This window comes from Bacillota bacterium, assembly GCA_024653485.1.
In the GTDB taxonomy this organism is placed as follows: domain Bacteria; phylum Bacillota; class SHA-98; order UBA4971; family UBA4971; genus UBA6256.
The window spans coordinates 111,213-131,548 of sequence record JANLFY010000006.1 but is presented as its reverse complement, the minus strand read 5'-3'; the positions used below and the strand labels follow the sequence as shown (position 1 = coordinate 131,548).

Genomic DNA, 20,336 nt, shown 5'->3' with positions numbered 1-20,336 from the left:
CCGGAGTCACCTCTTGCCGGTGCCACCGCCATAGTATCGCACGTTTACCGACGCCGCGCAAGATGCTCCAAAGGAGCTCGCCGAGATGTCCGCTGTCTCGACAGGGCGCGAGCAGCGCCAGACACGCATCGCGTGGCCTGCCACGGGCGTGTGCTGCCCTTTATCGCTAGCGCGAAGCGGCACCCTCACATCACACATGTCACGCCTTTCCGCAAGGTCACCCAGCGTGCGCGGCCGCGACCGTGGCCGCAGCGTTCCGAGACTTGCCGCGGAAGAAGCGGACGCAGCTACACGCCACAGGAGGCCACACGATGCCGCCCGGCGACCCATACGAGGCGTGAAGCTACGTGGGGCGTGAAGCTACGCGGGGCGTAAAGATTGCGGCGCGGAGGACGCCGCTGGCTCATCCGCCCTTCGATGCTGTAACGCGCGATAGAGGGAGGAGAGTCCGAAAGCAGCGCCTGAAACCATCACGATGGTGGCTCCAGGGGTGAGGTCGAAGGCGTACGAAAGCCACAAGCCGGAGATGGCGAACGCCGCAGCTAGGAAACACGAGAGCCCCATCATCTTGCCGAGGTTGGCTGTGAACTGCCGGCTCACGGCAGCCGGCATGGTGAGGAGGGCGATCGTCAGGATGAGACCCGCAACTCTCATCGCCATCACCGTGGTGAGGGCGACGAGCCCAAGAAGAACCAGGTAGAGCGGTTCCACGGGCGCGCCTACCACCGAGGCGAACTCCTCATCGAACGAGATGGCGAGGAACTCCTTGTATAGAGCGGCCACTGTCAAGATGATGACAAGGTCGAGAGCGCCCATGAGGGCTAGGTCTTCCGTGGGGACCGCAAGTATGCTTCCGAAAAGGTAGCTCATGAGATCCGCCGAATAGCCGGGGGTCATGTCGATGAGGATTATGCCCAAGGCCATGCCCATCGCCCACATTATGCCTATGGCGATGTCCACGCCCTGCCTCGCCCGCCTGCTCACGACGCCCATAGCCACGGCCGCTGCGACGCTGAAGGAGACCGCGCCCGCGATGGGGCTTACCCCGAGGAAGATTCCCAGGCCGATGCCACCGTACGCCGCGTGGGAGATCCCACCCGCCAGGAAGACGATCCTATTTACGACTACGTAAGTCCCGATGATGCCACATGCCACACTGACCAGGATGCCCGCAACGAGGGCGTTCCTCATGAACTCGTATTGTAGCGCCTGAAGCATCCTCAACGGACCCCCTCGAGACTCTGAAAGCCATGGAACGGCCTACCGATCCTTCACGGTCTCGCGACTGTCGGTGTCGTGTCAGTCGGGACGGAGCCTCGCGTCGTGGCCGGGACCTCGTCGTGCATGTCCAGGACGCGGTGGGCGAGCCCATGCGCGATTAGGTCCACGGGGCACTCGTACGCGATGTTCAGCATATCCCTGGTGATCTCCCTCGAGTCGTGGCAGATGAGCTTACGGTTGAGACACGCGATGGACTTCACATAGGCGGAGATCGCCCCTATGTCGTGGGACACCATGACTATGGTCACCTTCGTGTTGAGCGAACGCAGCAAATCGTACAGACCTGCCTCGACTCGGCTGTCCAGGGATGCGGCGGGCTCGTCAAGGAGGAGGACTCTCGGCTCGGTGGCGAGCGCCCGCGCTATGAGCACCCTTTGCCGCTGCCCCCAGGAGAGGCATCCTATCTGTCTGTCTCTCAAAGCGAACACGTCAACCGCTCGAAGCGCGTCGGCGGCGACTCTCTTGTCCTCATCAGTGTACTTCCGAAGGCAGCCCGTATGCCCGAGCCGCCCCATGAGCACGGCGTCCCAGACGCTCAGGGGAAAGTCGCGATCGAACGACGAGTACTGAGGCACGTATCCGACGAAGCGGCGTCCCCTCAGGGGGCTTGATCCGAGCACCGTCACCCTGCCGCGGGTGGGCCTCACAAGGCCGAGGATGGTCCTCAGAAGCGTGGTCTTGCCGCCGCCGTTCGGTCCGATCACGCCGAGGAAGTCGCCCTCCCGTACTACGAGGTTGACGTCCTCCAGAATGGGGACGCCGTCATGTTGCACCCACACGTTTTCGAGGCATATGACTTCCACTCGGAACACCACCCTCCGCTGCCCTCCGCAGCTTTCATGGAGGCTCATGCTGCGAGCGCGTCAGCGAGAGCCTTTGCCACCCTCCGGAGATTCGCGGCCCAATCCCGCGCGAGCGGGTCCAGCACGCTTATGCGCGCCCCGATCTGCCCCGCGAGCACCTCAGCAGTCCTCGAGCTCGCCTGAGGCTGGACGAAGACGACCCGGATCCGGCGGGCCTTCGCTTTCTCGACGAGAGCTGCGAGCTCCCGCGCGCTCGGCTCCTTTCCCTCTACCTCTATAGGCAGCTCTTCCAGCCCGTAGTCCCTTGCGAAGTAGCTCCAGGCGGGGTGAAGCACCATGAAGAGCCCGCCTCTCACCGGCGCGAGGATGCTGGCGATCTCTTTATCCAGTGTGTCCATCTCCTTGAGGAAGGCTTCCTTGTTACGTTCGTACACCTCGCGGCCTGCCGGATCAACCTTCGCGAGCCCACGATAGATGTGCTCGACCTGGATGCGCACGAGCTTGGGCGACAACCACACGTGAGGATCGCCGTCGCCTGAAAGCTGGATTCCCTCTGTGGAATCTATCACCAGCATGTGTTTGTTTGCCGCGACGATGCGGGGCATCCATGCTTCCTCGAAGTCCACATGGATTCTAACGTACATCTGCGTGTGGGCGAGATCCCTCATTTGGCCGGCTGCCGGCTCGTAAGTGTGAGGGCTTGCTCCAGGTGGAACCATGACCGAGACGTTCACCCTGTCGCCGCCGACGCGTTCCACGAAGTAGGCTTGGGGGAGAACGCTCACGGCAACCTTTACTTTGCCTCGGTTCACCGCCGTACCCGTCTGATCGATCGCTTCGCTCGGTCGCGCAGGCGTCGAATCGCTCGGGAACGCTTCGCGCGGAAGCCCAAGCGTCGCGCGAAGGACCCTGGGCGCCGCAAGCACGGCCGCGAGCGCGACCGCGGCTATCATCACAGCCTTCTTTGCGTTCGTCGACACGTCGGGCACCTTCCCAGGAGCTGCAGCCAGTGGTCCTCGACTTCGAACCCGGTCTGCGAAGCCACAGAATCTAGGAAAGCTGCGAGGTCGCAGCCTTCGAACTCAACGGCCTTTCCGCACTGCAGACATACGAGGTGATGACGATGCCCCGGTGATGCAGGGGCATACGTGCTGCACCCATCGGGGAGATGCAGGCGCCTCAGAGCTCCCATTTCTGCGAGGATCTCAAGAGTGCGGTACACTGTGGTGAGACCGATCTCGGGACACTCCGCCTTGGCGTCCTCGCATACCTTTGCCGCGTCGAGCCGCCCATTTGTGGTCGTGACTACTCGGAGCACCGCGCGCCGCTGTCGGGTCAGCTTGAGTCCGTGGGCCTTAAGTTGCCGCTGGAGCATTTCCAAGTCTATCATGAACACCGCTCCACTAAATGAATATGGTTTTCAATTAGTAGCGTACGCAAGTGCTGCTTCGTTGTCAAGGTGAACGAAGCATGAACCGAGCCGCGTTCCCTTGCATTGTCGCCAGCACGCGAGGGGCATAGGAGGTCCTCTTTCAGGGACCGCGCGCCCCAAGTCACGAAGACAGCCCTCGCAATGTGCTGGAACGCCCTCGCTGCGTGGCGGTTTGGTGCCGCGAGCTGCAATTGCCATCGGATGCCCTGGCATCTGCCGCCTGCGATCGGAGTTGGCTCACGGAGCGAGCGCCCTGTGGTATACTTCTGTTTAGGTTGCCCATTGCCGAGGCTTGCTTCGCGCGTCGCGCCAGCGCGGCGAGGCGTGCGGGGGCTCGATTCGCGGTCCCACGGCGGACTTCTATCGCTCGTTCTCCATGCTCCATGGCGAGCGTGCGGGGAGTGTGCGGAGAAGATAGTGCTATACAGGATGATGAGATGACGAGAGGGGACGGACGGGACGTGAGACCGGGATTTCAGGCCTGTCACGCTGACCGGGGAGAGGCGAATAGGACGGACGCGGCGGCGGGCGAAGCAGCCGTGCCGCACGCGCGCGGTGCGAAGTGGTGCGACGGGCGCGAGGAGTATATTGAGATCCTGCGTCGCCACGCGCTGCCCGAGGGCGTCATCGAACACTCGATCAAGGTGGCTGAAGTGGCGAGGCTCATAGCTTCGCGACTAGCGGAGCGCGGCGAGGCCGTCGACGTCGAGCGGGTCGTGGGCGGAGCGCTCCTCCACGACGTGGGGAAATCCCACTTGCACGTGCGGCGAGGCGCACGCAACCACGCGGAGGCGTCCGCGGAGATCGTACGGGATGAAGGCCGTGCAGAGCTGGCGGAGATAGTGGCCCGGCACATACTCGACTCAATCATCAGCGCTGAGGAATACCCACGAAACTGGGAGGAAAAGGTCGTCTTCTACGCAGACAAGATCGTCACGCGCCGGCTCGTGACCGTAGACGAGCGGTTTGCGGACCTACGGGGGCGACGCGCCGACATAGCGGACCTCCTCAAAGCGTCCTTCATCCCGACGAAAGCCCTTGAAGCCGAGATCCTCACTGCGGCCGGCCTTACCTGGAGCGACCTCGTCTCTCATTTCGGCGGCGAGTGGGCGATCGTCAGGCGACCGTAGGCGGTTTCGGGTGTGAGCCGGTCGACTTCAAGGGCTGGTCCATCGTAACGCTCACTGACACTGTCTCCTTCACACACCGACCAGCATGCTTTCTCCTCTTGAGCAACCTCCCCGTCCCACACTCGTCCCACAGTCGTCCCACACTCGTTCCACAAACGAGTCCCGTTGTATGACGCTCAGTCGTCCGTGGGCGTTCGTGGAAGTTTGCGGGATAGTACTCCATGCGTGCCATCACTTACCTGCCCAGCTACAGGTCTTGTTTGCAGGATATGGAGCGGCTTTCGGCTAATTGAAATGTGGCTGCCGGTTTCCAGGTATGGGCGTCGTCCATGCCTATCTCCGGCATCTTGGCGCCCCCGCCACACTCACTTTCGCTGCTGGCGCGGGAGCGGTCGCCTTCTCCAACGGCGGCCCCGACGGAGGTCGGCGGTGACGACGAGGTAGGCAGTGATGACGTTGGGTTGCCGAGTTACTGAGGCGGGCGGGCTTGCCACGGCAGGGTAGAAGGAGGAAGACGATGAACGAAGGAACACGCTCTTGGCTCAAACAAGCCTATGCTTCGGCACGTTCGTGGGCGGCGACGCCCGGACTTGGACGAACGGCCGCGACGATGGTCTTGATAGCAGTGGTGCTTGCCGGATGCTCCTCGGGGAGCTTCGGCACGTCTCCGCTGCCGCCATCCCCGCCTTCAGATCCCGGAGGGGGCGGCGGCACACAGCCTCCCAAAGTATACGGGAGGGTTCTCGGGCACGTCGTCATGGAGAATGCGTACTCAACCCGCGCGGCATCGGCGGCTGGAACACCGGGCGTTGTGGTACAGGGGACGGTCAAGACTCAGCCCCTTGCGGCGCCGGGAGGCCCGTCCTACTCGGCGTCGGACTTCCTCGCCAGTTTTCGTTCTGGCGCCACCTCCGACGAGATCCGCGCCGCGGCTGAGCGGCACGGCTACACGATAAAGCGCGCCATCGAAGGCACGGGCATATACGTGATCGACGTTCCGCGTGGCATCGATCCCGCTCAAGCCGCCGAGAGGTTCAAGGAGGATCCCCTCGTGGAACACGCGCAGCCCAACTATACGGCGCGCGTGGGCCAGGCTTCCGCGGTCGTTGGCGTTGGAGCCGCAGCCGCGTCCGGCAGCGCCCGGGTCATGCGTCGAGTCCCGAACGATCCGCACTACTCGAGGCAGTGGGGGCCCGAAGCGATCAGCCTTCCGTACGCGTGGGACTTCACCACGGGTAGCTCGTCCGTCATAGTGGCTGTGATAGACACGGGCGTCCAGACGGATCACCCGGACCTCGCCAGCCACATGACCACCGGGTACGACTTTTACAATCGCAGCACATACGTGCGGGATATCAATGGCCACGGAACCCACGTAGCCGGGATCATAGGCGCGGTGACCAACAACGGTCTCGGCATGGCAGGCATCAATTGGAACGTGCGTATCATGCCGCTCAAGGCCACTGACGATTCAGGCTCGGGCTACCTCGATCTCTCCATGATCATCGAGGCCTTGCGTTACGCCGCGGACCACGGAGCCAGCGTGGTAAACATGAGCTTCCAGATCGGCGATGCGAGCTCGGGCGAGGACCCGTTCATGGATCAGGCCATCCAGTACGCGTACAATAGGGGCGTGACTATGGTGGCGGCGGCCGGCAACGACGGGGAGCCGTGGGTTGCGTACCCCGGCCGCGATCCCAGAGTCATCGCCGTCGGCGCCGTGGGCCCGGACCTCGTCCGAGCCGAGTGGAGCAACTACGGTAGCAAAGTGGACGTGGTCGCCCCAGGGGCGGATATCCTGAGCGCCTGGCCGACCAACTCTTTCGCGAACGCCTCGGGGACATCGATGGCCACGCCGCACGTGGCGGGCCTTGCAGCCCTCATGATCGCCTCGGGGGTCAGGGGACCAGCCGCGGTGGCGAATGCTCTTCGTGAGACAGCCATGGACCTCGGATTCCCCGGGCAGGACAGTGAGCACGGTTGGGGTTTGGTCAACGCCCACGCCGCGGTAACCGGCTCGTCGGTGACGACGATGAAGGTCTTTGCGGGCGAGGACGACGGAACCACGCTCACGTACCACAGCGCCGTGGCGAACCCTGCCCCGGGCGGGTTGTACGAGGTGAGGGACGTCGAGGCGGGATCCTGGTACCTGTATGGCTGGATCGACGTCAACCACAACGGGATGATCGATGAAGGCGATTACTACGGACGCACCCCGGGCAGGATCACATCGAACGGCGACTCGGTCACCGGCGTGGACCTGCGCGTGCGGATCAACGTTGGCTCGGCGCCACTATCGAGGGCCGGCGCGGCCGGCGCGGACGCCGCAGAAGGTGAGGCTGGCGCGGACGGCGGCGTGCGCCCGGCGCGCCTTACACCCAGGAGCCCCGCCGGCACTGACTCCGCCGGAGCAAAGGGAAGGTGATTTCCGTGTTGCGAACGCTGAGACCGCGAGGCATTCGATGGATCACGGGCGTGGTGATGATCGTGCTGATGTCGGCGATCTTTTCCGGCTGCTCTGCAAGGGCCTTCGAGAACCTCAAGATCCAGGTGGGCGCAAGTGACGCCCGAGTCGACGGCCGTGAGCTGCAGGTGTTCACCATCGCTGCCTTCAATACGGGCGAGGATCCCATCCGTCTGCAGTTCTCAAGCGGGATGCAGTTCGACTTCGTGGTGACGGCGAAGGACGGCACCGAGGTATGGCGCTGGTCGTCGGGCAAGGCGGCCACCATGATGCTCACCGAGCGAAAGATAGCCCCGGGGGAGCTAGCCGTATACTCGGTTGTCTGGGACGGCAGGGATTCGACCGGCGCTCCGGTCGCGCCCGGCGAGTACAACGTTCACGCCGAGGTTCTCACGAAACCTCGCCTTGTTACGGCCAAAGTGCCATTCGTGCTTCCGGGCATCAAGCCTTGACAGGCCCATTGCGCGCTGGAGCGTGGAAGCAAGTCACTCTGGGCCGGGTTTGGCCTTGACCTTAAGAGATGGAAAGTACGTCTTGTAGAATCCTCTGTCTCTTGACAGCAGGCGGTCTGCGCACGTGAGAGCATGCCCGCCGATGAGGAAGTCAGTGATTATGCGCTGTCGTGACGTGATAGCAGCACCGCATTGAACGCAGGTGATTTCCTGAAACCTCCCACACCTTGCACACTGAAGTTGGCCGGTACGCCTGGAAACATAGTCTTTCCAGGCAAGGGCGGCCACTTGGAGGGCCTCTCGGCCGGAAGTCACAAGGCGTATGCCGGTATCCGAGAGGAACACGTTCACGTCATGAGACGTTTCGAATTGGCAGAGCAGTTCGGTGTAGACAACCTCGCAGATTATCAGGGAACCCTCAGCGTACGCCTGGTCGAGGAGGGCCTTTGACGCCTCGCTGTGAGGTGTGTTCGGAACCAGTATATCCAGCAAGACGTTGGTGTCCACAGCGCTAATCACTCGGACCCCTCATTTCCTCGACTATCCCATCGCTGGTGTGGCCCGCCTTGCTGCGCAGGAACCCTACGTACCGATCGAAAGGCGACACTCTCACACATTTCCTTATCACGTACCCATCTGCCGTCTCGCGAATCTCGAGCATATCGCCCGGCCTCAGCCCGAGCTTCTCTCGGACTGCCATGGGGATCGTGACTTGCCCCTTGGACGTAACCTTAGCCCTATACATTCTGCACCTCTTCCGCTGAGCCACCCGGTTCAGAACGGCTCCTCGAGGCCACTGCCGGCCTTTGGTCGTGTGGGAGACCCAAGTGGACGGCCATAGCGTTGCGCCACTTTTCAGGGCGTAGGTCCTCGCCTGGGCTTCCGGTGTTACCTTTCCAGAGCGGCGGCGCGCTTGCGGCGCGGCTCGCCCGGAGTCTGGCTCCCGAGGCTGGCCGAATTCCATATGCTCAGGCTGTCAAGTCGATATGTAAGAAAGAGCGCTCCTTACCAGAAGTGTATTACTGCGAGGCACCCATGTCAATGCCCTGTCGATGGGAGGCTCGAAGTCCCGTCCACTGGAGACACGGTCGCGGAGATGGGCTGGGATGGCCGGATTAGCTCGTGCCCTCCACACCCATCCGGGCCGGAAGCCTCCGACCATGTGAGGCTCGTTCCGAAAAGCTCGAGCGCTTGCAACGCAGGCGAGGAAGGCCGATTCGTGTTCTGTCCTGCGAACTCTCGATGGGTCGTGAATCTGGCGTTGAGCATGGGAAATGAAACGAAGAAACGAAAGGAGGTGAAATGAGATTCTGTAGATTCTGTCTATGAGTCTGCAGGACTCTTGGATTCCCCGGCGAATAGGAAATGCCAAATAGGGCCGAGAGCTAGCTTCCGGATGTACCCGGGACGCTCTCTGTCGCCTTCCAATCACACAAAGTTTCTGCTCATCCAAAGCCCATGAGATCGGGCACTATCGCACCACCATTGCCACTTTCTTCCCAATCAAGCCACGTGCGGCCGACCCCAAGACGGCGAAGTCACTAACGCCCGCTGAGCTTCAGCTCCTTCAAGTGCTCTTCGGCAGGCTGCCCCGGAATCGGGCGCACAGCCTCGTAGCGCTAGTCGTCACGCCGGCTGGCGGACGGAGCGAAGCCGCGACACAAGCAAGCGCCGCTGGGGCGGTGTGCGACTACTGGAACCAGCTACCAAGGCAGAGCTGGTTTGCGGCCCGAGAAGAAAGAAGAGAGGAGCATGGACCATGGGCGGCCATTGCACCAGTGCGCATGCAGGCACAAAGGCAGATGGGTGGTCTGTGGGCATTGGCTTGACCAGCAGGTGTAACCTCGGGTGCGAGCACTGTTACTCAAGGGGCGAGACACCCAGCAGTCTCGCACTGGAAGATGTCCGAAAGATCGTCGAGGCTCTGCCAATAGCTGCGTTGAACCTGGGCACGGGCGAAAACGGGCTTCATCCCAACATCGGTGGCATTCTGGACTATCTTCACGATAGCTCCATGAAGATGAGCCTTACCTCAAACGGGTACTCCGTTAACGCGCTAGACGAGAGACGCTTACGCTACTTCCACGACATTGACATATCGATCGACTTCCCCACGCGGAGAGGGCACGACGAGTTCCGAGGGCCAGGCGCGTTTGACGCTGCCATAAGGGCGGTAGAGCGGTGCCTGGCTGCTGGGGTGAAAACCAGCATCGTCGCGTGCATGATGAACACCAATTACCAGGCACTGCCCGGGTTCTTCCCGTTGCTTGACCGTTATGGTGTCAATCTACGGATAAACGTATACAAACCCGTGCGGACCGATAGGTTCTCTCTGACATACGACGAGTTTTGGCTGGGAGTAAGGAATCTCTTTCTGGAGGGGACCGTGGTCGCCCTCAGCGAAGGCGTGGTCAACGCGGTCACGGGCATTCCCTCTCCGCATCAAGACGGGCGCTGTGGCACCAAGAGTCTTCGGATAAGACCGGACGGCCAGATTGTGCCATGCGTGTACTGGCCTTCCGTTGGCATTACCGTTAAGGCGCTTGAAGATCCCCAGTTCAGCCTGACAGAGGCGTTCGTGAGGACGGGCATCACGCGTATCCCACGCGCGTGCCGGGAGTGTGACGCCTTGACATTGTGCAAGGCCGGGTGTGCGGCAAGACGCTTCTACCACAGCATTGACGAGCCCGACCCATACTGCGCCTTGATCCGCGGGGACGATCCGGGCTTGAGATTCCGCACCGCTCCGGCCGACGACTTTGTGCACGCCGGGTATCTCTGTACCATCATCCTGGGCACGTGAGGGGGCCCATCTCAATGTCACTGGTCGACATCCTCGAAACCCTCGCCCGAGTTGACCTTGATTCACCCGCCGCGACGCAGGCCCGAGCGTGGGTTCGCGCGCACACTGAGTCGATCCTAGGTAGGTCGAAGTTTGCCGTGTCTTGGCTTGATGCCAACAAGGTTGCTCCCATCGCCTACGGCAATATCAACGGCCTCGGGGACCCGCGCATGAGCGACCTTGCGAGCGCTCTCGAGCGGGAATGCGGAGATGGGCTCGAGGCAGGCCGGCGGGCAAGAGAGCTTCGGGCGGAGCTCGAGGCCATATCCCCGCTCCTCGCGGGACTCAGGGTGATGTTGGTGAAGGGAACTAGTCTTTGGTACTTGGTTCCCGACACCTGTTTGCGGGCGCAAAACGACATCGATGTGGTCGCCCCGAACACGAAGACTGCATGGGAAATGGTCCGGCGCCTCTCTAGGGCGGGGTACGTTCCGGGGCGCGTGGCTCCCTGGATTCAGTTGAGACGCTCCATCGATGGCGACGGCCATGTGGTCGCGGGCTCGATCACTCTTGAGAAACAAGTCCAGGGTCGCCATCGGGTGTGCCTGGACATACACTGGCCATCCATGCCCGTGGGGATTCGCCACGGTTACCTCGAACCAAGCTGGTTTTGGGACCACGCTCGCCGAATCGATAGCGGCTTCTACGTTCCCTCGCCCGAGAACGCCTTGCTGGTAACATTGGCCCATGCCCACCAGCACGGATATGTGATACAGAAGGACGTGAACGATGTCTGCCTCATCGTCAGGACCTACGAGGACGGCCTGGACTGGGACTACATCATGCGTCACGTCCGGCTCCTTCGGATGACCGTGCTCTACGACTTCTTAGCGCGAAAGGTATCAAGGCTGTATGGGCTCTCGCTTCCTCGAGCGTTTCCCCGTGGAACGACTTCATGGCTTGCGAGGAGAGTTCTGTTACACCAATACAGGAAGCCAAGGCACATCGCGCGCGAGATCGGCGTCGGGCCATTTTGGGTCTGGCAGTACCTGGCGCCGCGAGGAGGGGTCCGTCGCGCTCTGGATGAAGTCCTTGCGGACGTATGGTTCTTTGCCAAGAAGGAGCTGCAGTACAAAACGGCATCAGACTTTTGGCTGAGATTCTGGTTCAATCTGGAACGAAGGCGTTCGTACGTCGCACCGTTGTCCGCGGGCACTCTGGTCTTTCTTGCGACAATGGCTTCACCTAGCACCCGCGAGGACGGGCGCGATCTTGACGCCCTCGACACGCTTGAGCCGCTCAAGAGGCTGTGCAGGAATGCTCCGGCATACGGGTTTCGCGTTCACCCGATGTTCGAAGAGGGGTTTGTGGGTATCTCGAGAGGTCGTGTCGAGATGCTCGTTTCCGTGGAGAACGTTTACCTCGCCGGACCCAGCTTGATAGTGACAGACACGTTCATGGAGGAGGTAGCCGACGCTCTTTCGGTCGTTCGCGACATCCTTCAGGGTACCGGGGAAAGCCGCACCGTAGGCCTCTACGAAGGGGGTGAGGCCGATGGCAATAAGAGCCTGCCTCAAAGTCGCAAAGACCAAGAAGAACAGCAAGAAGAAGTAGGGAACCAGGAGAGCACCGTGCTCCACAGGCTTTCCCCGGACCCTTAGGGCATTACTGAGCGCTTCCATGAGGCAAAGGGAAGTGGTGGAAAGTGTCTGTCGTAGTGACTCGCGATCTCTGCCGTACCTATCGCCGCACGGGGCGGATCGCATCTGGGCAACCGGCGGAGGTCCAGGCGCTGAAGAACGTCAACCTGACGGTAGAGAAGGGGGAGTTGTTCGGCCTGCTCGGACCGAACGGGGCTGGGAAGACCACCTTCACGAAAGTGCTCTCCACGCTCCTATTGCCCAGCGCGGGCACGGCCTTTGTGCTCGGTCATAACGTCGCGACCGAGTATAAGAGGATCAGGCCGCGAATAGGCCTCGTTCTCGGCGGCGAGAGGGGGCTGTACTGGAGGCTCAGCGCCTGGGATAACCTGCTCTACTTCTCCGATCTCTACCACGTGCCCCCGTCGGTTGCGAGAAGACGTGCACAGGAGCTCTTGGAAATGGTCGGACTCGAAGAACGGGCCCACGATCTCGTGGAGACATACTCTCGTGGAATGAAGCAGCGGCTACACATCGCCCGCAGCCTGATCGCGGATCCGGAGTTCATCATCATGGACGAGCCCACCATCGGTCTTGATCCCGTGGCTGCCCGCGCCGTGAGGAGTCTCCTCAAGGAGCTCCGCTCCAGGGGGAAGACGATCCTGCTGACCACCCACTACATGTACGAGGCGGAAGAGCTCTGCCAGCGCATCGCCATCCTGCATCGGGGCACGGTCCTGAAGGTCGCCTCGCCCGAGGAGTTGAAGGAAGTCGTTCTGGGAGGATGTACGGCGGAAGTCCAGGCCAGGCAGGTTACCCAGGACCACCTGGAGAGATTGAGGCGAGAGCCGGGCGTTGAGATCGTCGTGGAACAAAGCGGCGACCCCAACGGCGACATACATACTCTGGTCATTCACGGGGTCAACATCAGGAACAGGATCGACAGCATATTGAGAGCGATCTCCGGAGCGGAGGTCTTGGTCTTCAGGGTGAAGGAGCCAAGTCTCGAAGATGCGTACGTGAAAATCGTGGGAGGAGATGCGCTGAAGACATGAGTGTGCGAAGCCTCGTTAGGGTGATGAGGACGGCGTACCGTTGTCAAGTGCAGGAATTCGTCCTACGTCCGCACTACTTCTACATCATGGTTGGACAACCCGTGTTCTTCATGGCGCTCAGCGTCCTCCTGTTCAGGCATGCGGGCCGCGAAGATCTGGTCCCCGGCTCCGTCATCGGCGCGGGCATAATCGGCATCTGGAACGCGAACCTCTTCAGCTCGGGCATGATCGTCGAGCGCGAACGGCGCGACGGCACACTCCTGTTCTTAGTGGCTAGCCCTACCGACGCGATGTGGATCCTTCTCGGGAGAAGCCTGGCCAATTCCACGATCTCCGCTTGCTCGGTCTTGACCGCCCTTCTCCTTGCCGCAAGTGTCGCTCCGCGGGCCATGCCCGTTGTTGACTGGACGCTCCTCCTTGCCAGTCTCGTAATGACGGTGGTGGCCGTCACAGCCTTGGGTCTCGTGGCCGGTTGCGCCTTCGTGTGGTTTCGACAGGCGTTGCGTGTGGTGGGCTTGATGAACTGGCCGGCCTATATCATCTCGGGTGTGATGTTCCCGGTTTCTCGTCTTCCCGTCGGCCTGAGGGCAATCAGCTACATCCTGGCTCCCACATGGGGGCTCGTGGGCTTGAGGGCCGCCTTTGGGCTTGCTGGAGGCACGAGCCGCGCAACGATCGTCGCAAGCCTTGTGGTTCTGACCTGGGCATATGTATGCCTGGCGTACTACTCATACAGAGTGGTCCTCGATAGAATCCGATCCGAAGGACGGTTAGCCGAATGGTGAGGTCTTTGCGGCCTTTCGTTGCCAGCGTGAGAATCTCGTTCAAGATGTTCCTCGTGGACACGCCTCTAGGCTTCTATCTCAGCACGGAGATCCCGCAGTTGCTTATGAGAGTGGCTTTCTTCATGTTGGCGGCAACGTACGCGGGCGGGCCGGCTCTCGGGCAATTCGCACTTGTCGGCAACGCCGTACAGGCGGTCGCCGTCGCGATCATGGTCCCCATCTCAAACATGGTCTATATTGAGCGTACGAGCGGCAACCTGACGCTCATGATGGTCACGCCCGCGAACAAGGTCCTGTCGATCCTGGGACGGGAGGGCGCATCGTTCGTCGAGGGCATCGTGACGACCCTCACTGTGCTCTTCCTCATCGGACCACTGTCTGGCGTTCCGGTATCTGTGTTGATCGGCGCGTTGCGCGCCTTGCCCGTGCTGCCGTTGATCTCCTTGTCGGTAGCGGGCCTTGCGCTGGCTGTCGCGTGTGTATCGTTTACGACGAGAGTGGAGGTTGTCCTTGCAAACGCCGCAAGCAGCCTTCTGATGGTTCTGGCAGGCGTGAACGTGCCCTTGGAGGCCCTACCCAAGCCCTTGGCCGCCGTCGGCAGGTGCCTGCCTCTTACCAACGGCCTACTTGCCTTTCGGGCAATTGCGGCCGGGGCCTCTTATGTAGATGTCCTGCCGCACCTGTTGGCAGAGGCGGGCGTGGCCGCCGCGTACGTGTTGGCCGGGGTCGCTCTCTTCTCGCTGCAACTCTCCCGGGCGCGACGCCACGGCGTGGAGTTCTCGTGACCCGGTACGTGAAGCGGGATAGTGTAGCATCGAGAACTTTAGTGCATTTCAGGAGGAGACCTGGCATGCTCGTCGGCGATAAGTCGCGTTTGGTCCCGCTCGTCGAATCCGACTACGCATTGCTTGCCGGGTGGCTAAACCAGCCGGACGTAGTGGAACCCGCGCTCACTTCCGTGGCTTATCCCACGAATGAGGAAGCTGTGCGCAAGCATTTCGACGAGAAGCTGTCACGCGAGGATACGCTGCTGTTGATGATCGAAGACCTCTCGACAGGGAAGAAGGTTGGCTTCCTGGAGTTGGACGAGATAGACTGGAAGAACCGGAGGGCAAACCTGGCGGGCACGGTGATCGGCGATAAAGAGAACCGAGGACGTGGATTGGGTTCCGATGCCAGGCGCACGCTCATCAGGTTCTGCTTTGAGGAAATGAACCTCAACCGTCTTCAGAGCATCGTATTTGAGTTCAACAAGACCATGATCAGGATAAACGAAAGGATGGGGTTTCGACTTGACGGCACCCTCCGGGAGTATGTCTTCCGGTACGGGCGATACTGGGATGCCTTTCTCTTCAGCATGTTGTTCTCTGACTTCAGGCGATTGGAGGACTCGGGCGTATGAACAAAGCAGTCCTGCCGAGCGGTCTTCGCGTGATCACCCTGGAGTGCCCGGGGCGAACTGCCATTGCCGTGAATCTGCGAGCAAGAGCGGGCAGTCGTTACGAGGCTCCCGGCAAGAACGGCCTGGCACACTTCACCGAGCACATGCTGTTTCGGGGCACTCGACGCAGACCGGCAGGTAAGGAGCTTGGTCGGGACATCGAAGGGCTCGGCGGCCAAATGGACGCGGTGACCGCGCGCGAGTTCGTCTCGTACTGGGTCAACGTGCCCGTGGGTCATCTACCAAGCGCCATCGACGTGTTGTGGGACTTCGTGAGGGAGCCCCTCCTGCTACCCGAGGATGTGGAAAAGGAGAAGGAGGTGATCATCGAGGAGATCTCGGAACTCCAGGATGATCCCGAAGCCGTCGTGGACGGCCTTGTTTATCAGAGCGTCTGGCCGGGCACTTCATACGCTCAGCCGCCCTATGGGAGCGTGGAGGCGGTGCGCGCCGTCTCGCACGCGGACGTTGTAGAGTACCACGCCACGCACTACCAGCTAGACAGGATGGTCTTGGTCGTTGGCGGAGACGTTCGACATGACGAAGTACAGGAGTGCTTGCGCGAGCGTTGCGGCGTGGCTCGAGGACTGGACGCCGGGACGAGCTTGGGACATGCGACGAGGCCGGTTGCTGCGCATGAGCAAGCGTCTGAGTCTTGCGGGCCGTCGTGCTTTGAGGGGCCGCGGTATATTGCCCGGGAGGAGGACAGAACTCCGGGCTACCTACGTCTGGCGTTCGTCACCCCTGCGCCCGTCTCTGGCTCGAGCGTCTGGTATCCCGTCATCGCATCGTTGCTCGGAGACGGCATATCGTCTCACCTCTACCAGGCACTCCGTGAGGAGACCGGGGTTGCTTACTCAATCGCCGCTGACTACGAGCCGCTCTCGCAGGCGGGCCTTCTCACCATCACGGTCGCGACGCGGGACGCCTCGAGAGCCATGCAACTATTGGCCACGGCGCTGAAGAGAGTCAAGAGCCTTCCTCGGGATGCGCTCGAGCGCGCAAGGAGACGCTATCTCGGCTGGTTCGCGATGGAGTCGGATGAGATCTACTTTGCCGTGAGCCATGTCGCTCGCTTCGAAACTCTCTTCGGGACGGGCAGAAGCCCCGCGGAGACCGCCAGGGAGCTCTCTTCGCTGGATATCGAGGACATGAGGAGAACCATGGAAGAGCTGCTGGTTCCCGTCAACGCGTCGGTGGCGGTGTTCGGATCGGAGCCCGACGAGGAACAGGCGCTGACGGCCCTGGAGAGACTCATATAGGGGCCGCGCTTCCATTTGCCATTCGGTCCCTATTTGAGCCCGAGGTCTTGCGTAGGTTGCGCAAGACCCTGGGGCAGAGAGACGTGCTTGAAACGCCCCGTGAGCGTCTCCTTTTCAGGAAGCCGCTCTATCGATTGACGGGCTTTGCGCAGCACCTCCTCTGGAGGTTCCTTCGTTGAGTCGATTGTCATGAACCCGTGCTCCCTTGCCAGGGACAAATAGGCTTGTCTCGTGCGAACCGTCGTCTGAAGGTCCAGCTGATACGGGAAGACCTCCTTGCGCCGGGCGAGATGCCGAGCAAGGACGTGAGAAGGTTCGGCATCGAGGACTATGGTCAGGTCTGGTTCGATGATTCCGGATGCCTCTTCGTAAGCAAGTCGCAGAAAGGCCGGAGCGAAGCACATGTAATACGCCGCGAGGCAGTAGAAGTACCGGTGGCAAATGACGTCCCTGCCCTGCAAGAGGGCAGGGACGATCTCCTCCTCTTGCTGCTTGAGCCTCAGTTGGACAGCGAACGCTATCTCGCCGGGCCCGCAGAATCTCCCGGACGGGTTCTCTCGCAGCATGTCGAGGACCCTCGGGTCTTCCTTCCATCTCTCCGGCGGCTGGGCGACGGTGACGACCGAAGGGTCCAACCTCGAAAGCCCTGAAATGAGGGTGCTCTTGCCGGTCCCTATCATACCACAGACCGCGACTAGACGCCCCCGCATTCGCTCGCACCTTCTTTCACAGCGGCGAGATGGAACAGAGCCTTGCACGCGCTGGGCAGGAACCCAAGGGCACGCCTGTCAATCCAGTATAGCCACCAGTACAGTTTGGATCGCACCCGATTGTCGCGTATTCTGTAGTAGACGAGGTCCCGGTATATCGATGTCAAACAGAAGAACTCCCATACCCTTATGCTTCCAAACCCCAAGGCTTTCAGAAGACTCCGAAGTTCCCGCACCATGAAGATATGCACGTCAGGGTTGGCTTCCAGCTCGACTTGCCCGCAAACGGAGCGATCGTACGCGTCGGATAGTCTATCCTTGATTCTTCTCATCCAAGCCGGACGGATCACGGATGCCTTGGGTTCAGCCATCAGTAGCAAGCGTCCCCCCGGCTTGAGGAGGCGGCCGGCCTCCGCAAGCGCCTGTTTGACGTCTTGTATGTGGTGGAGCGCCGCGCAGAACGCCACTATATCGAAGGTCCCGGAAGGCAAAGGGATCCTGCAGCAGTCGGCCTCGAGCGTAGATACGCGAACGCCTTCAAGGGAAGCGTTCATTCGACACCTATCCAGGATCCTGCCACTAACATCGATGGCAAGGACCTCGTTGCCAGCCTTTGCAAACTTGATGGCGCAGCGTCCGGTGCCGGCTCCGCAATCAAGGACCTTGACGCCCGCAGGCATCTCTCCAAGCAGCCTCTTGACATCTTCGATGAACCAACCCATGTCAACGGAGGAGATGCCGTGTTTGGCATCGTAGCAGCAGCTGACGGCGTCATAGTAGGCGCGGTTCGCGTTTCCGATGTCCGGACGGTTGTCAAGCATCACACTATACATCCTCCGTTTCCGCCCGCTCCATTTCCGCCTGCATAGCCTGGAACTGGGCCACCAGACGCCCTTCGTCGGCGGCGACCATCTCTCCCCGCCATATGACCTTGCGACCTTGGACGATCAGCGTTTCGAGGAGGAACCCGGCGAAATTGAAGACGAGGTGGCTCAGGATGTTCGACGCACTCCAGGGCTGTGCCGACGAGCGATACGGTCTGAAGACCGCGACACTTGCTTCTGCGCCCACCTCGATCCGACCTTGGCGAGGCAGCTTCAGCACGTCCGCGGCACCCGTGGTGACCAAGTCGAATGCCCGCTGGGCGCTGAGCCTGCCCAGGAGGGCGCAGAGTTTGGCGCTCTCGAGAACGCTTGCGGAGTTGTTGGTAGCGAGGCCGTCTGTCCCGGCGGCGACGGGCGCGCCTGTCTCGGTCAGGAGGCGGACCGGAGGGATCCCGTCGCCGAGCTTGAGGTTGGCCACCGGGCACAGCACCAACCCGGGTTTTCGCTCTGCAATCAGGTCGAGGTCCCGTTCGTCAACGTGCACGCAGTGAACGCACACCGTTCTGGGGCCGAGCAGGCCCAACCGATCAAGCAGCTGAAATGGGCTCATCCCGCGCTCTGACCGGAGCTTCTCGACCTCACTTCTGGTTTCCGAGACGTGGATCACCAGCATCACGTCGTTCTTCTCCCTAAGCCACCCGCTGATCGCCAGGAGCTTTTCGTCATCTACGGTGGAGAGGCTCTGGACGAAGATTCCCACTCTCACCTGTTGGGAGTGATACCGCTCGTAGATGCGGGCGAAATCGGCGTCGAAAGACGCGTACAAGTCCTCGAGCTTTCTTACGCGAATCACAGGATAGCAGCTTACGGAACAGAGACCCAGCGCGCGGACCTCTTCCCACCCGCGTGACACGCACACCGTACCCACGCCCTGCCGGGCCGCCTCTAGCAGGGCGATATGTGCCGACAGCGAGTGAATGCGCTGCCTGTGCTCATACCACCTGCTATCCAGGTAGCTGTTGTGGCTGAGATCGAGGTACGCGGCCAGGTCCAGGCCGTCTGCCTTCGACCGGAAGATGGTCTCGCCGAGATGGTAGTGGCCGTTGATTAAGGCGGGCACCAATACGGCGCCTTCAATGTCGAGCGTCTCCGAGTCAGCTGGGATCTCATTGCATGTCAACCCCTGGTCGGACGTGAGTATTCTTGTGATTCTGCCGGACTCGATCAGGACGGAGCCCTTGAACGTGCTTCGCCGAGGGTCCTGTGTCACGATCCAACCGTCTTTCAGGCACAACGGGCGGCTGCTCACCCTGTCACCACTCCATGTTTGCGGTCGCGGATGGCGGGATAGCCGAAGGCTCTACCGAGCTCCGCAGTCAAAGAGGCGGCTTCTCTCCGTCGGGCGCCTGAACCACAGCTCGTCGCTGGAGCAGTCGTCGCAGCCCGTGGGGAGAGCCGCGTCAGCCGCGAGCAAGACAAGACGGACGATGCGGCTGGACAGCTCAGCCCGCGACAGATGCCAAGCGCTACCACCTGCTTCCGAGCCAGACGCCAGTCCTTCCGCGGCGTTGGATACTAGACAGACGGCGGCAAAGCACAGGCCGAGCTCCCGAGCGTAATACACCATGGGGGCGAGGGTGTGTCCCACGCAGTCGAAGCCCATCCGGGAAAAGGCGACGATCTCGCTCCTCGTCTCAAACCCGGGGCCTTCCGTGCAGACGTACGTCCCGGCGAGAAACGTGTTGCACCGGAATTCCTCCCTTGCGGATGAGCTGATCTCGGCGAAGAGGTTCGCTGCCAGCTTGCGACATATGGGGCGCCTCAGACTGTAATGGACGGAGACTCGCGGGTTGACGTGTTGCAGGTAGCTGCGGTGACGGCGGCTCGTGAAATCGGCGAAGTCCTGCGGGATCACGATATCGCCGACGCAGAGCAACGGGTTGATCCCTCCGACCTTCGCCACGAGAACGAGAGCCGCCGGAGGCTCGGTTTCAAAGATGCCAAAGAGAGCGACGGGCGCCGAGACAGCGTCCAGGCGGTCGTTCATGCCAAGCGCGGGAAAGTACACAAACTCCTTCCCCCGTCGGTTTCCCACGAACCCGACTACTTCCACGTCGTTATCGAGCTTGTACAGCCTGCGCACCAGGGTCAGGTCGTAATCGGCCGGCCGGTGCACGAAGTCGGCCACCTCTTCTGTCACGATGGCTATCATTCCCCTGCTGTTGCCCACTTTTGCTCCCACCCAGTCGCCACGTGAATCTCTGTGACCAGAGCG

20 protein-coding genes are annotated in these 20,336 nt (G+C 61.4%); 10 read left to right on the top strand and 10 right to left on the bottom strand.

Annotation, left to right across the window (positions count from 1 at the left end):
- Nucleotides 1-360: 360 nt before the first annotated feature.
- Genes NUW12_06475 through NUW12_06460 form a run of 4 tightly spaced genes read right to left on the bottom strand, consistent with a single transcriptional unit; the run spans nucleotide 361 to nucleotide 3,474 of the window.
- Nucleotides 361-1,218, bottom strand: a complete 858-nt coding sequence (locus NUW12_06475) for a metal ABC transporter permease (GenBank protein MCR4402416.1) — start codon at nucleotides 1,216-1,218, stop codon at nucleotides 361-363.
- Nucleotides 1,219-1,271: 53 nt separating this feature from the next.
- On the bottom strand, nucleotides 1,272-2,096 hold the full coding sequence (locus NUW12_06470; protein MCR4402415.1) for an ABC transporter ATP-binding protein: 825 nt from the start codon (nucleotides 2,094-2,096) through the stop codon (nucleotides 1,272-1,274).
- 32 nt (nucleotides 2,097-2,128) lie between these two features.
- The gene (locus NUW12_06465) at nucleotides 2,129-3,064 is read right to left on the bottom strand and encodes a zinc ABC transporter substrate-binding protein (protein ID MCR4402414.1); all 936 of its coding nucleotides are present in this window, start codon (nucleotides 3,062-3,064) and stop codon (nucleotides 2,129-2,131) included.
- The gene (locus NUW12_06460; protein MCR4402413.1) at nucleotides 3,037-3,474 is read right to left on the bottom strand and encodes a transcriptional repressor; all 438 of its coding nucleotides are present in this window, start codon (nucleotides 3,472-3,474) and stop codon (nucleotides 3,037-3,039) included. The genes NUW12_06465 and NUW12_06460 overlap by 28 nt, the downstream gene beginning before the upstream one ends.
- Before the next feature lie 479 nt (nucleotides 3,475-3,953).
- Between NUW12_06460 and NUW12_06455 the strand changes: the two genes are divergently transcribed.
- The 3 genes from NUW12_06455 to NUW12_06445 all read left to right on the top strand — a co-directional run bounded on the left by NUW12_06455 (nucleotide 3,954) and on the right by NUW12_06445 (nucleotide 7,562).
- The gene (locus tag NUW12_06455; protein MCR4402412.1) at nucleotides 3,954-4,646 is read left to right on the top strand and encodes an HD domain-containing protein; all 693 of its coding nucleotides are present in this window, start codon (nucleotides 3,954-3,956) and stop codon (nucleotides 4,644-4,646) included.
- 517 nt (nucleotides 4,647-5,163) lie between these two features.
- Entirely contained in the window at nucleotides 5,164-7,071 is a 1,908-nt protein-coding gene (locus tag NUW12_06450) for a S8 family serine peptidase (protein MCR4402411.1), read from the top strand.
- Nucleotides 7,072-7,079: 8 nt separating this feature from the next.
- The gene (locus tag NUW12_06445) at nucleotides 7,080-7,562 is read left to right on the top strand and encodes a BsuPI-related putative proteinase inhibitor (GenBank protein ID MCR4402410.1); all 483 of its coding nucleotides are present in this window, start codon (nucleotides 7,080-7,082) and stop codon (nucleotides 7,560-7,562) included.
- Nucleotides 7,563-7,595: 33 nt separating this feature from the next.
- Here NUW12_06445 and NUW12_06440 read toward each other — a convergent pair whose 3' ends face one another.
- Entirely contained in the window at nucleotides 7,596-8,081 is a 486-nt protein-coding gene (locus NUW12_06440; protein MCR4402409.1) for a PIN domain-containing protein, read from the bottom strand.
- Nucleotides 8,074-8,307, bottom strand: a complete 234-nt coding sequence (locus NUW12_06435; protein ID MCR4402408.1) for an AbrB/MazE/SpoVT family DNA-binding domain-containing protein — start codon at nucleotides 8,305-8,307, stop codon at nucleotides 8,074-8,076. The genes NUW12_06440 and NUW12_06435 overlap by 8 nt, the downstream gene beginning before the upstream one ends.
- Before the next feature lie 1,068 nt (nucleotides 8,308-9,375).
- Between NUW12_06435 and NUW12_06430 the strand changes: the two genes are divergently transcribed.
- The 7 genes from NUW12_06430 to NUW12_06400 all read left to right on the top strand — a co-directional run bounded on the left by NUW12_06430 (nucleotide 9,376) and on the right by NUW12_06400 (nucleotide 16,527).
- Complete coding sequence (locus tag NUW12_06430) at nucleotides 9,376-10,365, top strand: radical SAM protein (protein ID MCR4402407.1); 990 nt, start codon at nucleotides 9,376-9,378, stop codon at nucleotides 10,363-10,365.
- 14 nt (nucleotides 10,366-10,379) lie between these two features.
- Nucleotides 10,380-12,005 (top strand): nucleotidyltransferase family protein, encoded by a 1,626-nt coding sequence (locus tag NUW12_06425; GenBank protein ID MCR4402406.1) that lies wholly within the window; start codon nucleotides 10,380-10,382, stop codon nucleotides 12,003-12,005.
- A 44-nt stretch (nucleotides 12,006-12,049) separates the two neighbouring features.
- Entirely contained in the window at nucleotides 12,050-13,039 is a 990-nt protein-coding gene (locus tag NUW12_06420) for an ABC transporter ATP-binding protein (GenBank protein ID MCR4402405.1), read from the top strand.
- Nucleotides 13,036-13,824 carry an ABC transporter permease gene (locus tag NUW12_06415; protein ID MCR4402404.1) on the top strand — a complete coding sequence of 263 codons (789 nt, stop codon included), beginning with the start codon at nucleotides 13,036-13,038 and terminating at the stop codon, nucleotides 13,822-13,824. Before NUW12_06420 ends, NUW12_06415 begins: the two co-directional genes overlap by 4 nt.
- Nucleotides 13,818-14,609: an ABC transporter permease gene (locus NUW12_06410; protein ID MCR4402403.1), complete on the top strand. Its 792-nt coding sequence runs from the start codon at nucleotides 13,818-13,820 to the stop codon at nucleotides 14,607-14,609. The genes NUW12_06415 and NUW12_06410 overlap by 7 nt, the downstream gene beginning before the upstream one ends.
- A 65-nt stretch (nucleotides 14,610-14,674) precedes the next feature.
- A complete protein-coding gene (locus tag NUW12_06405; GenBank protein ID MCR4402402.1) occupies nucleotides 14,675-15,226 on the top strand; it encodes a GNAT family N-acetyltransferase in 552 nt (183 codons plus the stop codon).
- On the top strand, nucleotides 15,223-16,527 hold the full coding sequence (locus NUW12_06400) for an insulinase family protein (GenBank protein ID MCR4402401.1): 1,305 nt from the start codon (nucleotides 15,223-15,225) through the stop codon (nucleotides 16,525-16,527). Before NUW12_06405 ends, NUW12_06400 begins: the two co-directional genes overlap by 4 nt.
- Nucleotides 16,528-16,556: 29 nt before the next feature.
- Here NUW12_06400 and NUW12_06395 read toward each other — a convergent pair whose 3' ends face one another.
- The 4 genes from NUW12_06395 to NUW12_06380 form a co-directional block, all read right to left on the bottom strand.
- Entirely contained in the window at nucleotides 16,557-17,237 is a 681-nt protein-coding gene (locus NUW12_06395; protein MCR4402400.1) for a deoxynucleoside kinase, read from the bottom strand.
- Nucleotides 17,222-18,058, bottom strand: a complete 837-nt coding sequence (locus NUW12_06390; protein MCR4402399.1) for a class I SAM-dependent methyltransferase — start codon at nucleotides 18,056-18,058, stop codon at nucleotides 17,222-17,224. The genes NUW12_06395 and NUW12_06390 overlap by 16 nt, the downstream gene beginning before the upstream one ends.
- A 4-nt stretch (nucleotides 18,059-18,062) precedes the next feature.
- The gene (locus NUW12_06385; GenBank protein ID MCR4402398.1) at nucleotides 18,063-19,331 is read right to left on the bottom strand and encodes an amidohydrolase family protein; all 1,269 of its coding nucleotides are present in this window, start codon (nucleotides 19,329-19,331) and stop codon (nucleotides 18,063-18,065) included.
- Nucleotides 19,332-19,421: 90 nt separating this feature from the next.
- Nucleotides 19,422-20,291, bottom strand: coding sequence for a hypothetical protein (locus NUW12_06380; GenBank protein MCR4402397.1), 870 nt, complete (start codon nucleotides 20,289-20,291; stop codon nucleotides 19,422-19,424).
- Nucleotides 20,292-20,336 lie beyond the last annotated feature (45 nt).

Excerpts from the sequence above, each read along its gene's own strand:
- NUW12_06435 (MCR4402408.1), bottom strand. The coding sequence starts at position 8,307 with ATGTATAGGGCTAAGGTTACGTCCAAGGGGCAAGTCACGATCCCCATG.
- NUW12_06475 (MCR4402416.1), bottom strand. The coding sequence starts at position 1,218 with ATGCTTCAGGCGCTACAATACGAGTTCATGAGGAACGCCCTCGTTGCG.
- NUW12_06450 (MCR4402411.1), top strand. The coding sequence starts at position 5,164 with ATGAACGAAGGAACACGCTCTTGGCTCAAACAAGCCTATGCTTCGGCA.
- NUW12_06425 (MCR4402406.1), top strand. The coding sequence starts at position 10,380 with ATGTCACTGGTCGACATCCTCGAAACCCTCGCCCGAGTTGACCTTGAT.
- NUW12_06395 (MCR4402400.1), bottom strand. The coding sequence starts at position 17,237 with ATGCGGGGGCGTCTAGTCGCGGTCTGTGGTATGATAGGGACCGGCAAG.
- NUW12_06455 (MCR4402412.1), top strand. The coding sequence starts at position 3,954 with ATGACGAGAGGGGACGGACGGGACGTGAGACCGGGATTTCAGGCCTGT.
- NUW12_06410 (MCR4402403.1), top strand. The coding sequence starts at position 13,818 with ATGGTGAGGTCTTTGCGGCCTTTCGTTGCCAGCGTGAGAATCTCGTTC.
- NUW12_06460 (MCR4402413.1), bottom strand. The coding sequence starts at position 3,474 with ATGATAGACTTGGAAATGCTCCAGCGGCAACTTAAGGCCCACGGACTC.
- NUW12_06390 (MCR4402399.1), bottom strand. The coding sequence starts at position 18,058 with ATGCTTGACAACCGTCCGGACATCGGAAACGCGAACCGCGCCTACTAT.
- NUW12_06400 (MCR4402401.1), top strand. The coding sequence starts at position 15,223 with ATGAACAAAGCAGTCCTGCCGAGCGGTCTTCGCGTGATCACCCTGGAG.
- NUW12_06405 (MCR4402402.1), top strand. The coding sequence starts at position 14,675 with ATGCTCGTCGGCGATAAGTCGCGTTTGGTCCCGCTCGTCGAATCCGAC.
- NUW12_06415 (MCR4402404.1), top strand. The coding sequence starts at position 13,036 with ATGAGTGTGCGAAGCCTCGTTAGGGTGATGAGGACGGCGTACCGTTGT.